This is a genomic window from Polynucleobacter sp. AP-Latsch-80-C2, from assembly GCF_018882185.1.
Classification (GTDB): Bacteria; Pseudomonadota; Gammaproteobacteria; order Burkholderiales; family Burkholderiaceae; genus Polynucleobacter.
In genome coordinates this window covers 1-12,600 of the sequence record NZ_JACVOY010000016.1, presented here as the reverse complement: position 1 = coordinate 12,600, position 12,600 = coordinate 1, and the positions used below count along the sequence as shown (strand labels likewise).

Annotated in this window: 10 protein-coding genes; 6 read left to right on the top strand and 4 right to left on the bottom strand. The window is 44.3% G+C overall.

Annotation, left to right across the window (positions count from 1 at the left end; genetic code table 11):
• Positions 1-24: 24 nt before the first annotated feature.
• The 4 genes from ICN47_RS12080 to cobA are packed head-to-tail and all read right to left on the bottom strand — an operon-like array spanning position 25 to position 3,948.
• Positions 25-888 carry an ABC transporter ATP-binding protein gene (locus tag ICN47_RS12080; protein WP_216220172.1) on the bottom strand — a complete coding sequence of 288 codons (864 nt, stop codon included), beginning with the start codon at positions 886-888 and terminating at the stop codon, positions 25-27.
• Positions 878-1,738 (bottom strand): nitrate ABC transporter permease, encoded by an 861-nt coding sequence (gene ntrB / locus ICN47_RS12075; protein WP_216220171.1) that lies wholly within the window; start codon positions 1,736-1,738, stop codon positions 878-880. Before ntrB ends, ICN47_RS12080 begins: the two co-directional genes overlap by 11 nt.
• A gap of 15 nt (positions 1,739-1,753) precedes the next feature.
• On the bottom strand, positions 1,754-3,127 hold the full coding sequence (locus tag ICN47_RS12070; RefSeq protein WP_216220170.1) for a CmpA/NrtA family ABC transporter substrate-binding protein: 1,374 nt from the start codon (positions 3,125-3,127) through the stop codon (positions 1,754-1,756).
• Positions 3,128-3,144: 17 nt separating this feature from the next.
• Entirely contained in the window at positions 3,145-3,948 is an 804-nt protein-coding gene (cobA, locus tag ICN47_RS12065) for a uroporphyrinogen-III C-methyltransferase (protein WP_255539015.1), read from the bottom strand.
• A gap of 150 nt (positions 3,949-4,098) precedes the next feature.
• Here cobA and ICN47_RS12060 point away from each other — a divergent pair, with 150 nt between their 5' ends.
• The 6 genes from ICN47_RS12060 (at position 4,099) to ICN47_RS12035 (ending at position 12,447) form a co-directional block, all read left to right on the top strand.
• The gene (locus ICN47_RS12060) at positions 4,099-5,394 is read left to right on the top strand and encodes a CmpA/NrtA family ABC transporter substrate-binding protein (protein WP_255539014.1); all 1,296 of its coding nucleotides are present in this window, start codon (positions 4,099-4,101) and stop codon (positions 5,392-5,394) included.
• Positions 5,391-7,841: a nitrite reductase large subunit NirB gene (nirB, locus tag ICN47_RS12055; protein ID WP_216220169.1), complete on the top strand. Its 2,451-nt coding sequence runs from the start codon at positions 5,391-5,393 to the stop codon at positions 7,839-7,841. The genes ICN47_RS12060 and nirB overlap by 4 nt, the downstream gene beginning before the upstream one ends.
• Positions 7,834-8,184 carry a nitrite reductase small subunit NirD gene (nirD, locus tag ICN47_RS12050; RefSeq protein WP_216220168.1) on the top strand — a complete coding sequence of 117 codons (351 nt, stop codon included), beginning with the start codon at positions 7,834-7,836 and terminating at the stop codon, positions 8,182-8,184. Before nirB ends, nirD begins: the two co-directional genes overlap by 8 nt.
• On the top strand, positions 8,177-11,017 hold the full coding sequence (locus ICN47_RS12045) for a nitrate reductase (protein WP_216220167.1): 2,841 nt from the start codon (positions 8,177-8,179) through the stop codon (positions 11,015-11,017). Before nirD ends, ICN47_RS12045 begins: the two co-directional genes overlap by 8 nt.
• A gap of 7 nt (positions 11,018-11,024) precedes the next feature.
• Positions 11,025-11,933 carry a DNA-binding protein YbiB gene (gene ybiB / locus ICN47_RS12040; RefSeq protein ID WP_216220166.1) on the top strand — a complete coding sequence of 303 codons (909 nt, stop codon included), beginning with the start codon at positions 11,025-11,027 and terminating at the stop codon, positions 11,931-11,933.
• Between the two features lie 103 nt (positions 11,934-12,036).
• Positions 12,037-12,447: an HPP family protein gene (locus ICN47_RS12035; protein ID WP_255539013.1), complete on the top strand. Its 411-nt coding sequence runs from the start codon at positions 12,037-12,039 to the stop codon at positions 12,445-12,447.
• Positions 12,448-12,600: the final 153 nt, after the last annotated feature.

Here is a 12,600-nt window from a genome sequence, read left to right as displayed (position 1 = left end):
GGGATAATTTAGTTTATTTAATTTTTAATTGGTCGCTGGATCAATGCCAGGAAGCACTATTAGCGGCTTGAATCCATTTAACTCGCCATTAGCACCCTTGGTCTGCAAATCTTTGGATCGATTGACAAGAAAATCCACTAAATGATTACGCATAGGATAGTACATTGCATCATGATGCAAATTTGCACGTTTTCTTCCTTTGGGCAATGTATTAATGACAATTTCTGCTATGCGCGCATTGGGGCCATTGCTCATCAACATAATTTTATCTGAGAGCAATATAGCTTCGTCTACGTCATGGGTAATCATGAAAACAGTTTGATGTGTTTCACTACAAATTTTTAGTAACTCATCTTGAATCACGCCACGTGTTAATGCATCTAGTGCACCAAAAGGCTCATCTAATAACAACATCTTTGGCTCAATAGCAAAAGCCCTGGCAATACCAACACGTTGCTTCATGCCACCAGATAATTCCGATGGTCTTTTATTTTCAGCATGTTGTAAGCCAACCATAGCTAAGTATTTTTTGGCATGCTCAGCAATTTTTGCCTTAGACCAATCGGGATATTTTGATTTAACAGCAAAGGCGACGTTTTGTAATACAGTCATCCACGGCATTAAGGCGTGACCTTGAAAAACAACACCACGTTCTAATCCAGGGCCCTGAATTCGCTTTCCAAGCATGATGGCATCACCACCTGTCGCTGCCTCAAGTCCTGCAAGAACGTTCAGAATTGTAGTTTTACCGCATCCAGAGTGGCCAATAATACAAACAAACTCACCCTTGTCAATTTCAAAATTAATTCCTTCGAAAACTGGTGGAGCATCAGCCTTGTAGGACTTGCTCAGGTTTTCAACCTTAAGAAAAGTATTTTCAATCTGCATACGAAACCGCCTTTTGTAACTTACCGAATGCGGCATCAAGCAACATTCCAACAATACCAATTAAAAGAATTGCAAAAATAACACTTGAAAGAGATAAGTTATTCCACTCATTCCACAAGAAGTAACCAATACCTGTTCCACCTACCAACATTTCAGCAGCAACAATTACCAACCAAGCAATACCCATTGAGATCCGCATACCAGTAAGGATCGTAGGAGCGGCGGCGGGAAGGATGACTAAGAAAGCTTTGCGTAATGGCGACACCTCTAAAGTCTTTGCAACGTTTAAAAGTTCTTTACGTACATTTGCCACCCCAAAGGCAGTGTTGAGAAGCATTGGCCAAACAGAGCAAATAAAGATCACAAAGATTCCAGAAATTGATGAGTCTTTGATCGTGTAAAGCGCAATCGGCATCCAGGCTAGGGGTGAAATTGGCTTCAAAATTTGAATAAATGGATTAAAGGCTTCATAAGCCAACGGCGACATTCCTATCCAAAATCCAAATGGAATCGCCACCAACATGGCCAACAAGAATCCTAAGCCAACGCGGGCCAAGGAATATGCCAACTGAATACCGATACCCTTATCGTTTGGGCCATTGTCATAAAAAGGGTGTGAAAGCTGCTTATAGATAGTTTGCCCCATCTGAGTCAATGTAGGAAATCCAGTTTTTTGCACAGCCTCACCTCCACCCTGCCCCATAAGACTGTTGTACTCGCTAGAGTTTGTCGATGTAGCTTGCGAAGGTGCGGCTTTTTGTGTTGTTGCTAAATGCCATATAAATAAGCACATCAACAAAATTGCAATTGACAGAATTGCCCCTTTGACCTTAATAGATAACGTTTTCATTCATTTGCCTTAGATTCATGCTTTATTGGTTGGAAATGACTTTAGATAGGCAACGGGCTGACTAGGATCAAACTCCTTACCCATAATCTTGTCTTTTTTGTAGCCCGCCTTAGCTAAAGGGGGTATGGCGATACCTGTTTCACCCATGTATTTTTTGGCATCAGTCAGCAGGAAAACCTTTTCAGAAATATCCTTATAGTTAACATCACCTTTTACATAACCCCAGCGCTGCATCTGCGTCAGCATCCAAGTGGCCATGGAATACCATGGAATTGGATTGAAATCGATACGATCAGGGACGTTTTGAACATTGCCTAAGCCATCAGCAAACTTACCGGTAAGCACTTGCATGACCACTGTTTCTGGTTGATTTAAATAATTTGCTGGAGAAATGACTTTTGCAATTAAGGGCCTGTTAGCAGGGTCGCGTGCCATCGTAGAGGCATTTAACACAGCACGATAAAGGGCGGCAAAGGTGTTCGGATTCTTTTTAATGAACTCTTCAGAAGTTCCAAACGCACAACATGGATGTCCGTCCCAAATTTGTTTTGTAAGAATGTGAATAAAACCCACTTCGTCGTAAACAGCACGCTGATTAAATGGATCCGGCCCAAGGAAGCCATCAATATTGCCAGCGCGCAAGTTTGCAACCATTTCCGGCGGAGGAGTAACCCGAATTTGAATATCTCTATCAGGATCTAAACCCGCTTGCGCGACATAGTAGCGCAATAAGAAGTTATGCATTGAGTATTCAAACGGAACCGCAAACTTCATACCCTTCCAATTTTTAGGATCACGATTATCTTTATGCTTGTTTGCCAAGGTGATTGCCTGACCATTCACGTTTTGAATGGTGGCTACACGCATTTGAGTAGGATCGGACCCTAAGCCCATAGACATTGAGATAGGCATCGGCGATAAAAAATGAGATGCGTCATGTTCCTTATTAAGCATCTTGTCGCGAATCAATGCCCAACCAGCAGTCTTATTTAAAGTGACATTCAGACCTTGCTTTTTATAAAAACCCAATGGGTCAGCCATGATTAGTGGCGTGGCGCAAGTAATGGCAATAAAGCCAATCTTTAGGTCGGGCTTTTCTAGTGGGGCCTTCTCTTGAGCCATTGCCTGCAGTGATCCTACCGGCAGAAATCCTGATAAGGCGCTCATTGCCCCTCCAGCGCCAACCGCTTTCAAAAATGCACGTCTACGATCCTCTTGAGGAAATAATGCCTTTACTAAACTTGCCTCTACGAAGTCTGCATTCATTTGCTCTTCGTCAATCTTGGCCGATAAGTCGAGTGCATGATCAGCATCGGAAGCATGACGACCACAACTGCAGCGACTGCTAAAAAGAGGTCTATCTGGATCAAATGGACGGTATGAATTCATTTCTATCTCCTAATAAATTAAGATGCTTCTTGCAATACATTGAAATTGATTGGTGACTCTATTAAGGGCCTTAGGGTCTGAAGTTTTTTTCTATAGACTTCTCCGACCATGACTAATACGGGCTGCCTATCCAAAAAATGGTGATGGACATCGCCAAGACACAATTCATTTAATGTGCAGGCAAAGCTACGTTCGGTAGGTAGACTGACTGACTCCATTAAACAGACCGGAGTATTTTCCGCATAACCCTCAGCAATTAGGGTGCTTGCGATTTCCGCCAATTGATCGCGGGCCATATAGTAGATGGCGGTTTTATGATCTAGATGTGCACAGCGACTAGGTAAAGTTGTTAAGGTAAGTGTGCGACTTAATTCTCGCGTGGTAGGTGGCTGCTTTAATTGTGCCGATGCTGCTAAAGCCGTAGTAATACCTGGAACAACCTCGAAATGAACTCCCGCCTGCTCCAAAGCATCGATTTCTTCTTGTGCGCGACCAAAGATTAAAGGGTCACCCCCTTTGAGGCGAACCACTATCGAATATTTACTAGCTGCATCTACCAATTGCTTATTAATAAAGTGCTGAGAGCTAGAATGAGAACCGCATCTCTTGCCTACTGGCACCAACTTGGTGCCCACACACCACTCCAACATAGAAATATCGATTAGCGCGTCATAAAAAACAATATCAGCTGTTGACAATATTCGCGCACCACGAACCGTAATCAGATCAGCCGCTCCAGGCCCAGCACCAATGAGGTACACCCCGGCCGATACCTGCAGGGGCATTGATGATTTGATCGGTCTTTCTGCGTTGAATTCCATGCATCATTTGTAACAGTAGGCAATAGCCCTAAATTTCATACGTGAACCAAAAATGCACATGCATTTATATGGTGCACCAATGTTGAGCTTTACTAAAATTTCTTTACTGAGAAGTTCCTTATCGTTAGTTATCGATCAAAGGAGCTGAGCATGGAAGAAAAAACTACATCTAGCATTGCAACAACCGAAGTCATTACCTCCAGCGCTGCAGATGCCAATCCCACCCGCCGAAAACTGATTCAAAGTATTGGCTCAGCCAGTATTTTGTCTTTAATTGATCCCATGGTGAAAGCGGGCGCCTGGGCTGCAGGCTCTGATGCCCCCGAGAAAACTGACGTCAAGGTGAGCTTTATTGCTTTGACAGACTGCTCATCAGTAGTGATGGCCAACCACCTTGGCTTAGATAAAAAATACGGCGTCAAAATCATCCCCACTAAAGAAGCCTCTTGGGCAGCCATTCGCGACAAACTAGTTAATGGTGAAAATGATATGTCTCATATTCTTTACGGCTTGATGTATGGCTTGCAAATGGGCATTGGTGGGCAGCAAAAAGATATGTCTCTTTTGATGTCACTGAACAATAACGGCCAAGCAATTACTTTATCTAAAGCACTTTACCAAAAAGGCGTTACGGATGGTGCAAGCCTAAAAGCAGTCATGGATAAAGAAAAACGTGACTATACCTTTGCGCAAACATTCCCTACTGGCACACACGCAATGTGGCTGTATTACTGGCTTGCAAATTACGGCATCAATCCATTCAAAGACGCAAAAATTATTACCGTTCCCCCACCTCAAATGGTTGCTAATATGCGCAGCGGCAATATGGATGGCTACTGTGTTGGTGAGCCATGGAATGCACGTGCCATCATTGATGGCATAGGCTTTACGGCTATAACCACTCAAGCCATTTGGCAAGACCACCCAGAAAAGGCATTAGGAACCACTTCTGACTTTGCCAAGAAATATCCTAATACCTGTCGCGCAGTAACTACAGCGATTCTTGAGGCAGGAAAATATATTGATGCATCCACTTCAAACAAGCATGCTACTGCCGAGGTTGTCTCAGCACCTTCTTTTGTCAATACCGATGTGAGTGTGATTCAGGATCGCATGATGGGTCGCTACAACAATGGTATTGGTAAGACTTGGGATGATCCCCATGCAATGAAGTTTTATAACGATGGCTTGGCCACTTTCCCTTATCTTTCTGATGGTATGTGGTTTATGACACAACATAAGCGTTGGGGTTTATTGAAAGAGCATCCTGATTATTTAGCGGTAGCAAAAAAAGTAAACAATATCGCTATCTATAAGGATGCAGCTACTGCCTCAAAAACACCATTACCGAAAGGCGATATGCGCTCCAGCAAATTATTTGATGGCGTCGTATGGAATGGCACCAACCCCGCAGCTTACGCAGATAGCTTCAAGATCAAAGCATGAAAAAACAAAAACTCGTCATGATTGGCAATGGGATGGCTGGCGTTCGGACCATCGAAGAACTATTAAAGCTAGATCCAGAGCTTTACGACATCACCATCTTTGGTGCTGAACCACATCCCAACTACAACCGTATTCTGCTCTCTCCAGTCCTTGCTGGAGAGCAAACGCTTGAGCAAATTGTTCTCAATGATCTGGATTGGTATCAGAGTAACGGCATTCATTTACATCTTGGCAAAAAAATTACTAAGATTGATCGCAAAGAGAGAACAGTTACTTCCGATGACGGCACGGTTGTTAGTTATGACCGTTTACTTCTAGCGACAGGCTCCCTACCCTTCATCTTGCCCATACCGGGCAATGATTTACCTGGTGTAATTGCATATCGAGACATCAAAGATACCAACGAAATGATTGATGTAGCTACTCGATATAAAAATGCAGTAGTGATTGGTGGCGGATTACTGGGCCTTGAGGCGGCAAATGGACTGGCTCTCAGAGGCATGAGCGTCACTATTGTTCATTTATCAGAGTGGCTCATGGAAAGGCAGCTTGATAAAACTGCAGCTGACTTATTACAAAAATCTCTTGAAGCAAAGGGCTTAAAATTTTTACTCCAAACTTCTACTGAAGCACTCATTCCTAATGCAGTAGGTGACCGAGTTGGTTATATCCGCTTTAAAGGTGGATTAGAAATACCGGCAGATTTAGTGGTAATGGCGGCAGGCATTAAACCTAACACAGCACTAGCAGAATCTGCTGGTCTGCATTGTCAACGCGGTATTGTTGTGAACGATACCTTACAAACTTTCGATCCAAGAGTCTATGCCGTAGGGGAATGTGCCAGCCATCGTGGAACAGCCTATGGATTAGTTGCGCCATTATTCGAACAAGCTAAGGTATGTGCAAATCATCTTGCTGAGCATGGTATTGGTCGTTACGAAGGATCTGTCACATCAACGAAACTCAAAGTAACCGGTGTCGATCTTTTCTCAGCCGGTAACTTCATGGGTGGTGAGGGTACAGAAGAAATTACGCTTGCCGATCCCATTGGTGGCGTCTACAAAAAATTGGTTCTTAAAGACGATCGCCTCATTGGCGCTTGTATGTTTGGAGATACTGCTGATAGCACCTGGTATTTCAAGTTAATGCGCGATGCCCAGAGTGTTGCCGAGATACGAGACACATTGATGTTTGGAGAATCCAATATCGGTGATGTGGGCCACCAAGGGCATAATAAAGTTGCCGGCATGACAGATGCAGACGAGGTTTGCGGATGCAATGGTGTATCCAAAGGCGCGATTGTTAAAGCTATTCGTGAGCAAGGCCTCTTTACTTTAGATGAAGTTAAAAAGTGCACTAAGGCAAGTAGCTCATGTGGCTCATGTACAGGCCTAGTCGAACAAGTATTAATGAATGTATTAGGTACAGATTACTCAGCTACCCCAAGAAAGAAATCGATTTGCGGGTGCTCTGACCTCTCTCATGATGAGATCCGTCAAGCTATTCGCTCTGGTCATTTAATCTCTCAAGAGCAAGTACGCAGTGAGTTGGGCTGGAGGACGCCAAATGGCTGTGCAACTTGTCGCCCTGCCCTCAATTATTATTTGATTTCCACTTGGCCGCATGAAGCAAAAGATGATCCGCAGTCTCGCTTTATTAATGAGCGTGCTCATGCCAATATTCAAAAAGATGGCACTTATTCGGTCATTCCACGCATGTTTGGTGGGTTAACCACTCCTTCTGAACTCCGCAGAATTGCCGATGTTGCTGAAAAGTATCAAGTACCAACAGTTAAAGTAACTGGCGGCCAACGCATCGATTTACTCGGCATCAAGAAGGATGATTTACCAGCCGTTTGGAAAGAGCTGGATATGCCCTCTGGACATGCCTATGGAAAATCAATCCGAACGGTAAAAACCTGTGTTGGAGATGAGCATTGCCGCTTTGGTACGCAATCGTCAATGAAAATGGGGGTTGATCTTGAGCGAATGCTTTTTGGAATGTATGCCCCCCACAAAGTAAAACTAGCAGTCTCTGGCTGCCCTAGAAATTGCGCTGAAGCAGGCATAAAGGATGTGGGCATTATTGGTGTTGAGTCAGGCTGGGAGCTATATATTGGCGGCAACGGCGGTATTAAGACTGAAGTTGCTGAGTTTCTCTGCAAAGTCAAAACAGATGAAGAGGTTCGAGAATATTCGGGCGCCTTCCTTCAGTTATACCGGGAAGAGGCTTGGTATCTAGACCGCACCGTTCACTATTTAGCACGTGTTGGAATGGAATACATTAAGCAAAAAGTTGTGGAAGATGCAGAGAGTCGTAAGGCGCTTTATGAAAGATTACTCTTTGATCTTAAGGATGCTCCAGACCCTTGGAAAGATTTCGAACGAGCCGGTGTAGATATTCGTCAATTTAAAACTATTCCAATTGTCGAGGTAGGGAATGTCTAATACATCAACAAATCAAATCTGGCAAAAAGTAACTTCCGTAGATGAGATACCTGTATTGGGCTCTCGCATCATTCATGCTCCTGCAGGCCAAATTGCCATATTTAGAAACTCAGAAGATGAAGTTTTTGCTGTTTTAGATAAATGCCCTCACAAAGGCGGCCCCCTTTCTCAAGGGATTGTTTTTGGCAAAACTGTCACTTGCCCTTTACACTCCTGGAATATTGACTTAAGTACGGGTTGTGCCATCGCGCCGGATGAAGGCTGTGCAAAATCCTTCGAAGTTAAAGTGGAGTCTGGTGTAGTTTGGCTAAACCGTCAGGAACTAGACACCAGTCATGGCTGAAGTTAAAAGTACCTGTTGCTACTGTGGTGTTGGCTGTGGTGTCATTATTGAAACTACCGTCTCCAGCAATGGAAAATTAGAAGTCACTGGTGTCCGCGGCGATCCCGAGCATCCTGCGAACTTTGGCAGACTCTGCAGTAAAGGATCTACCCTTCACCTCACCGCAAATCCTAGCCTTCAACTGCAAGCGCGCCTTGGGTCGCCAGCAATTAGGAAAGTCAGAGGCGAAGAGCCAATTAATATTTCTTGGCCAGAAGCAATTAATACTGTTGCTAAGAAATTTGCAGACATCATCCTAGAGCATGGTCCAGAATCTGTCGGAATATACGTCTCAGGGCAACTGCTGACTGAAGATTATTACGTATTTAATAAGCTCATGAAGGGACTCATTGGTGCCAATAATATTGATACCAATTCTCGTCTTTGCATGTCAAGTGCAGTTGCTGGTTATAAACAAACCCTGGGCATGGATGCACCGCCATGCTCTTATGAAGATATTGATTGCGCTTCTACAATTTTTATTACAGGTTCAAATACCGCTTTTGCGCACCCCATTCTCTACAGACGACTTGAGGATGCCCGCAAGAAAAATCCCGATCTTAAGGTGATTGTTGTAGACCCTAGAAGAACGGATACGGCCAAGGAAGCCGATCTTTATCTACAAATTCAACCTGGCACCGATGTCGCGCTTTATCACGGCATGCTTTACATCATGCTCTGGGAGAAGTGGATCGATGAATCCTATATCAAGTCTTATACGGATGGCTTTGAGGCCCTCAGAGACTTGGTAAGAGATTTCATACCAAAATCGGTTAGTCAAATTTGCGGCATTCCCGAGAAAGATCTATACGAAGCAGCCAGGTTATTTGCCACTTCACCAGCAACACTTTCGCTGTATTGCCAAGGCCTCAATCAATCAGCATCAGGTACCGCTAAAAATGCTGCCTTAGTGAATTTACATCTTGCTACCGGCCACATTGGTAAAGCAGGGGCAGGGCCTTTTTCCCTTACGGGTCAACCTAACGCAATGGGCGGCAGAGAAGTTGGCGGCTTAGCCAATTTATTGTCAGCCCATCGCGACCTTACAAATCCGGAGCATCGTGCAGAAGTCGCTAATTTATGGGGTATTCATTCCGTACCTGAGAAACCGGGCCTTAGCGCAATACCCATGTTTGAAGCATTGCGCACCGGTAAGTTAAAAGCCATTTGGATTGTTTGCACAAATCCAGCCCAATCCATGCCAGACCTCAATACAGTTCATGAGGGCCTCAATAAAGCAGAGTTTGTTGTTGTGCAGGAAGCTTATGCCCATACCGCAACCACACTTTATGCTGATGTACTGCTACCAGCCACTACATGGGCTGAAAAGGTGGGAACAGTAACCAATTCTGAACGTAGGATCTCAAAAGTAAATCCTGCAATTGATCCCTATGAGTTCGCTAAGCATGATTGGGAAATTGCACTAGAGATTGCACGTGCCCTGGAAAAACTACTACCCGGCAATCGCAAAGAAGGAGTTGCCACACTCTTTCCATATAACAGTCCTGAAGATATCTGGAATGAACATCGAGATAGTACGGCCGGCCGAGATTTAGACATCACTGGCCTTAGCTATCAAATCCTCGAGGAGCGTGGTCCACAACAGTGGCCGATGACCAAAGGTGACTACTTTGGTAAAAAAAGGCTTTATGAAAACAGCATCTTCCCCACCAAAGATAAGAAGGCCCACTTTATCGCCGCCCCCTATAAGGCGACTGCTGAATCAGTAGATGCACGCTACCCCTTTGCATTAAATACCGGTCGCCTTAGAGATCAATGGCATGGAATGAGTAGAACGGGAAGCATTGCAACGCTATATGGTCATGCACCTGAGCCTTGCGTTGAGCTTTCCCCAAAAGATGCTGGTCGAATGAGTTTGTCTAACGGTGATTTAGTCCACGTCACCAGTCGCAGAGGAAGTGAGATCTTCCCAGTTAAGGTATCCGAAGACATTGCGTCATCTCAAGCCTTCATAGCAATGCATTGGGGCTCTGAATTTATCTCAGGATCTGCTGGAAAAACGCCAGGTCGTGGCGTAAATGGTCTTACATGCAATGTAATTGACCCTACATCCGGTCAACCAGAACTAAAGCATGCAGCCGTCAAAATTTTGCCCGCAAACCTGCCTTGGCAGCTCGTTACTTTTGGACTATTTCCTAAAGAAGAGGCATTTTCTATACAGAATGGCTTACGCAAGCATCTACCGCATTTTGATTCAGCTCAATGCGTCTTATTTGGCAGAGAGCAAGATGGTGACTTGATCGGGGTTTCATTTAAAGCAGCCCATCATGAGGATCCAAAGGAAGAGGCAGGATCCATCGCAATCCTGGCATTACAAGAAGTAATGAAAGCGTTCAAATTAGATGAGGCCTCCAAAGAGTCTGTCATGCGCTATACCGATAAGCGCAGAGGCGTCGTACGACTTGTGCGGATCGCAGATAAAGTTTTATCCGCAATGCTAACGGGTCCAGCAGAAAGTTTGGCAAGTACAGCTTGGCTTAGAGAGTATTTAGAAAGTGGTCTAGATGCCAAAGCTCTTGGTTGGTCTCTCTTAATGCCCGTTAGCAAACCTCCAGTAGAAATTAAATCTAAAGGCAAGGCCATTTGCAACTGTTTCAATATTTCCTCTGATCTTATGAGGCAATCATTAGCCAAAATGCCCCCTGGGACCACACCAGATGAGGCGCTATCCACCTTACAAGAGCAGACTCAATGCGGCACTAATTGCGGATCGTGCAAGCCTGAAGTCAAACAAATCATTGCAAATTTTCTGAAAACGGAAGTAGCAGCATAATCTTGTAATGAGTATTACATCTTTCTTAAAAATTATTGGTCGAGGCAGCAAAGGATCTGGTGACCTAGATCGTCAGCAAGCTCAAGCAGTATTTAGCCAAATTTTATCTGGCACAGTAAGTGATCTAGAGCTGGGTGCCTTTTGTATTGCTATGCGCATTAAGGGAGAGTCGGTCTCTGAATTAATGGGTTTTATGGATGCGCTACAACCTAGGATTCAAGTGTTAAATGCGGGTACTCATCCCTGTATTGTTTTGCCAAGTTATAACGGTGCCCGTAAGCAGGCTAATCTAACCCCCCTGCTCGCTGGCTTGCTATCAGATCTAGGCTTTACTGTCATTGTTCAGGGGATAGAAAAAGATCAGACAAGAGTTACTAGCTATGAAATTTTTCAAGTCTTGGGCTGGCCGATCCTTAAATCCCCCAATGAGTTTGGGGCCCTCCTGCAGAATAAGCAACCGATCTTTTGCCCCCTCGGAGTCATCTCACCGGATCTCAAAAGGTTGTTAGACATGAGAGAGCAGATTGGCTTACGTAATACAGGCCATGTACTGGCAAAGCTAATTAATCCAGTTGGTCAAGGTGCTTGGCAGATCTCTAATTACACTCATCCAGAATATCCAGAGAAACTCAAAGAATACTTTCAGTTTCGCCGTGCTAACGCCATTCTGATGAGGGGTAGTGAGGGTGAGCCCACTGCTTCCCTTCAGAGACTTCCAGAAATGCATTTCTTATTTGCAAATAATGAAGGGAAGACAAGCGCCGAAGAGAAGTATCTCGAATTCAATCCTTTTACTGATATTGATGCTAAATCTACGGCGTTAGTAACGGAGAATATCCTCTCAGGAAAAATTACTTGTCCGACCTCGATCATGAGACAGGCCAACGTCATATCCTCTATGGCTGGAGTAATCTAGACCAATGCTAAAAATGATCGTCCGGTTGCTATGGATTTCCATCGGAGCGAGTGTCGCCCTTGGATTGGCTCTTTTTTTTACCAGGGCAAGTGAATCCCCTTTAATGCTTGCTTCACTTGGTGGATCAACTATATTTCTATTCGGCTTAACAGGCGCTCCAGCAGCACAACCAAGAGCCTTATTTGGCGGGCACTTGATTAGCGCCTTTATCGGAATTGCTTGTTATCAATTATTTAATGATGCTTTATGGGTTTACTTACTAGCAGAGCTAATTACTCTAGCACTGCTCTTGTTAACTCAAACTGTTCATCCCCCCGCAGGGGCAAACCCCCTCATTATGATTCATGCACATGCAGGTTTTAGCCATCTGGCTCTTGTTGTCTTGATGGGAGTTTCAATCCTCGCCCTAACGGCTGCGATTTGGAGTCGTTTAACTCCAGGCAAAGTACTGCATTACCCAATCAAATGGAATGAGCCTTCTCCGCCATCAAAAAACTGGAGTGTTTGGGGATAGATTCTGATCTATTGCTCCTAATTAACTTTGGTGGATTCAACTACGAAGTGCAACTTTGAACAACTAGTTAAGGAGGCTAAGGATGTTTTAGTATCCAAAGCTTCTAGACCTGCAAGTCAAAGTAGCCATGACCTATCAACACCTTAGCCAAAC

Coding starts and splice junctions, on each gene's coding strand:
- ICN47_RS12080 (WP_216220172.1), bottom strand. CDS start 888: ATGCAGATTGAAAATACTTTTCTTAAGGTTGAAAACCTGAGCAAGTCC.
- ntrB (WP_216220171.1), bottom strand. CDS start 1,738: ATGAAAACGTTATCTATTAAGGTCAAAGGGGCAATTCTGTCAATTGCA.
- ICN47_RS12070 (WP_216220170.1), bottom strand. CDS start 3,127: ATGAATTCATACCGTCCATTTGATCCAGATAGACCTCTTTTTAGCAGT.
- cobA (WP_255539015.1), bottom strand. CDS start 3,948: ATGGAATTCAACGCAGAAAGACCGATCAAATCATCAATGCCCCTGCAG.
- ICN47_RS12060 (WP_255539014.1), top strand. CDS start 4,099: ATGGAAGAAAAAACTACATCTAGCATTGCAACAACCGAAGTCATTACC.
- nirB (WP_216220169.1), top strand. CDS start 5,391: ATGAAAAAACAAAAACTCGTCATGATTGGCAATGGGATGGCTGGCGTT.
- nirD (WP_216220168.1), top strand. CDS start 7,834: ATGTCTAATACATCAACAAATCAAATCTGGCAAAAAGTAACTTCCGTA.
- ICN47_RS12045 (WP_216220167.1), top strand. CDS start 8,177: ATGGCTGAAGTTAAAAGTACCTGTTGCTACTGTGGTGTTGGCTGTGGT.
- ybiB (WP_216220166.1), top strand. CDS start 11,025: ATGAGTATTACATCTTTCTTAAAAATTATTGGTCGAGGCAGCAAAGGA.
- ICN47_RS12035 (WP_255539013.1), top strand. CDS start 12,037: ATGCTTGCTTCACTTGGTGGATCAACTATATTTCTATTCGGCTTAACA.